The organism is Streptococcus sp. CCH8-H5 (assembly GCF_001556505.1).
Lineage (GTDB): Bacteria > Bacillota > Bacilli > Lactobacillales > Streptococcaceae > Streptococcus.
On the sequence record NZ_LSIZ01000023.1, the window covers coordinates 1 to 3,105 of the forward strand.

Sequence of the window (3,105 nt, forward strand, 5' to 3'; positions counted from 1 at the left end):
TTTAAGATTTTTATAGTTATTTACAACCACTAAAGCCGTAAAAGACACAGAAAAAAGGGCGTGACAAGCACGCACATCACCTACATTCTAACAAATGAAAATATTAAAAGCAATAGAAAAAACCAGAGCTGATGCCCTGGTTTTCTTTATTAAGCGACTTGATATGTTCACGGATAAAAAGAGGTTCACCAAGTTCCTGCTCCAAATCTTTTAACTGACGACTGAGTGTCGGCTGAGTAATCATCAGCTTCTCAGCTGCCTTGGAGATACTCCCCTCCTCAGCAATAGTAATAAAATAACGAAGCACTCTTAACTCCATGCCATCCTCCTAATTTTCCTCATAAGATTTAAACGGTTGATTCTTCTCAGGATATCGGTCTGGTGTAATGGCGAGTCCCATTTGCTCTTTTTCGTGATATAACTCTTTCATAAGCGACCACATCATCAACACTAGTACTATGGAAAATGGAAAAGCGACAATAATGAGCGTGTTTTGTAAAGCTGTCAATCCACCAGAAAACATGAGTGCAATAGCAATCAAGGCCAGCATGACACCCCAAATCACCTTTTTACGATTACTTGGATTTAGATTGCCATCTTCAGACAACATGGCCAAAACATAGGTGGCAGAATCCGCCGAGGTCACAAAGAAGGTTAAAACTAAAATAATTGCCAGGAGTGAAAGGACACTTCCCAGAGGATATTCATTAAAAGAGGCAAAAAGAATTTCTTCTGTGGCAAAACGTATCAAATTAACCCCCGAATCTTGTAGTGAAGTAGATAAGGTACCAAAAGCAGAAAACCAGATAAAACTAAGGACTGTTGGTGCCAAAAGCACTACTGTCAAAAATTCGCGAATAGTCCGACCTTTTGAGATACGGGCAATAAAGACGCCCACAAAAGGTGACCAGGAAATCCACCATGCCCAGTAAAAAATGGTCCATTGGTTAATCCAAGCCCGCTTGGTCTCATCAAAAGCCGCCGCCCGAAAACTCATACGGAAGAAGTTTTGAAAATAAAGGCCGATAGAGTCTGTCATGGTGTCAAATATCTTAACCGTTGGCCCCAAAACTATGACTCCAGCAAGCAAGACAATAGCTAAAATCAAGTTTGTATTAGATAGGATTTTAACACCCTTTCCTAAACCTGATAAGGCAGAAATAAGAAAAAGAATTGTCGCAATGATGATAATGATGACTTGCACAAGACTATTATTAGGAATACCAAAGACATAGGAGAGACCACCATTGATTTGTGAGGCACCAAAGCCGAGCGTTGTCGCTACCCCAATCACTGTCGCAATAATGGTGATGGTATCGATAATGGTTGCTATTGGTCCGTCCGCATATTTTCCAAAAAGAGGCTTAAAGACGACTGAGAGCTGATATTTCTCCCGTTTACGAAAGCCAAAATAAGCCAAAGACAATCCCACCAGGGCATAGACCGCCCAAGCATGAAATCCCCAGTGAAAAAAAGTAAAACGAAAAGCATCTGCGAGAGCATCCGCACTGCCTATTTCTGCATTGGGCGTCGAGATAGCAAAGTGACTCAAAGGCTCTGCTGCCCCATAAAAGACCAGCCCAATCCCCATTCCAGCAGAAAACATCATGGCAATCCATGACGTCGTCGAATGCTCTGGCCGACTCGTGGGATTACCCAAGCGAATCTGCCCTATCGGACTTACAATTAAAAAGACACAAAAAATTAAAATCCCCGTAACCAATAACAAGTAAAACCAGCCAACACTAGTTGTTAAGAGATTTTTTAAGTAAAAACTAATATTTTGAAACTGCTGGGGAACAAAGAGCCCTAACAAGACTAAAATAAATATGATGACGAGCGAAAGCTGAAAAACTTTTGTTATTTTAGAATGCTTCACCATTTTACCTCCTTATGTGTTCTTAGTTATAAAAAGTTTTTGAGAAAACTTAAAATTCTATATGGTTTCATTGTAACACAATTGTTTAATTTATACATATAACAACCGAATACATCCAACATATTTGCACCGTATTCTTCAAATATTTGACTAATCTTTTGAGAAAGAGATCCCTTTTTCTTTTGCAATATTCTTGATTTTAGCTTTGAAACTATTAGCATTTGAAAATTTCACGACAAGACCTCCACATATGATTGTAGTTTTTCGGTTACTTTAAATAGTTGTGCATAGTGATACAACTTGGCATAATCAACAGCTCCTTTTTTAAAGTAAGCTTGAAAAGCTGGAGCAATAACTTGAATATCGACATGATAAGCTGTTCTCAAACACTCCACTAATGTTCGTTCCATATCATATACTGAGATAAACTGTCCAGCCTGTCGCTCCAGTCTAATAATACCGATTTCATGATACTTTCTAGCGACAATTGGCTTGACACCAGCTTCTTTCATTGGCCTCGTATTTGTCCCGAAAGGAAAAGTCATCACAGGCTCAAATGGAATGGTAAGGGACAGACTATGTAACCAAAGTGCTATTTCTAAGGATGGAAAACGGTACTGTAAACTAAAATAGTCATCGATATAGGTATCTGGCAGATGATAGATACCTCTTTCAATTGATTCCACTTTCCCTTTTGAGACTAACTGATTCAGTTGTTGATAAGAAAAGTTAAGCTCTTCCATATCACGAAAAGTTATTACTCCATGATTATTTTTAATATAATTATAAACGGGTTTCTCTAACAAATCCATATCACCACCTCCAAAACAATATGCTAACAAATCAAGTCATTGTTAACATATCCTTTTTTATTTCGTCGTATACGCAAAACTCAAGTTACTATCCACTCCAGATAATTTATGGAAGGTATAGTTTGGATTGCCATTGTAATTGGTTTCGGAGATAAGGAATGAGCCATTTGGGTAGAGTTTTTCGACGAAAGCCACATGTCCGTATTCTGCTGGTGTGCCATGTCCTCCTCCCGCAAAGGAAATAATAGCTCCTGCTTGTGGACTTGTCGCCAAAATCAAAAAGACACTGGAAACCCTCATCAATCATTCTAGCAAGAACCGTCGGCAAATCCAAGTTAGCAATAACAAATAAAATGGCCGCCGTAAAATTCATTGCTAGCCACTTAGGATAACGTCTGAGATAAGACCAAATAT

The 3,105-nt window shown here is 38.7% G+C and carries 2 protein-coding genes and 3 pseudogenes; all 5 read right to left on the reverse strand.

Annotated features, from left to right (window positions below; all coding sequences use genetic code 11):
* Nucleotides 1-151 precede the first annotated feature (151 nt).
* A pseudogene (locus tag AX663_RS00720) lies at nt 152-319 on the reverse strand (LysR family transcriptional regulator); the annotation flags it as partial.
* A gap of 9 nt (nt 320-328) precedes the next feature.
* Nucleotides 329-1,882 carry a BCCT family transporter gene (locus tag AX663_RS00725; RefSeq protein WP_037605638.1) on the reverse strand — a complete coding sequence of 518 codons (1,554 nt, stop codon included), beginning with the start codon at nt 1,880-1,882 and terminating at the stop codon, nt 329-331.
* Between the two features lie 165 nt (nt 1,883-2,047).
* Nucleotides 2,048-2,113, reverse strand: a pseudogene (locus tag AX663_RS11070) (nucleotidyl transferase AbiEii/AbiGii toxin family protein); the annotation flags it as partial.
* Complete coding sequence (locus AX663_RS00730) at nt 2,110-2,691, reverse strand: type IV toxin-antitoxin system AbiEi family antitoxin domain-containing protein (protein WP_060972425.1); 582 nt, start codon at nt 2,689-2,691, stop codon at nt 2,110-2,112. The gene AX663_RS00730 and the pseudogene AX663_RS11070, both read right to left, overlap by 4 nt.
* A 57-nt stretch (nt 2,692-2,748) precedes the next feature.
* A pseudogene (locus AX663_RS00735) lies at nt 2,749-2,964 on the reverse strand (CHAP domain-containing protein); the annotation flags it as partial.
* Between the last annotated feature and the right edge of the window lie 141 nt (nt 2,965-3,105).